Genomic DNA, 259 nt, shown 5'->3' on the forward strand with positions numbered 1-259 from the left:
GGTGAAACACAAGCAGAGCAATTTATACGAACTGTTCCAAAATATAAACAAGCACTGCCACCCGTGATTGATGTTGAGTTTTACGCTAACAAAAAAGATAATCCGCCTAAGCGTGAAGATGTTACGAAAGAGTTGGCGGTCATGATTGAAATGCTAGAAAAACATTACGATAAGAAAGTAATATTGTATGCAACGCAAGAGGCGTATGATTTATATATAAAGGATGCGTATCCAAAATGTAATATATGGATTCGTAGTG

The 259-nt window shown here is 36.3% G+C and carries 1 protein-coding gene; it reads left to right on the top strand.

Features of this window, described 5'->3' with window-relative positions; translation table 11 throughout:
- On the top strand, nt 1–259 hold a 259-nt coding region (locus tag SB717_RS37305; protein WP_410908150.1), incomplete at both ends, for a GH25 family lysozyme.

The sequence above is a fragment of the Priestia sp. SIMBA_032 genome (assembly GCF_046535215.1).
Lineage (GTDB): Bacteria > Bacillota > Bacilli > Bacillales > Bacillaceae_H > Priestia > Priestia aryabhattai.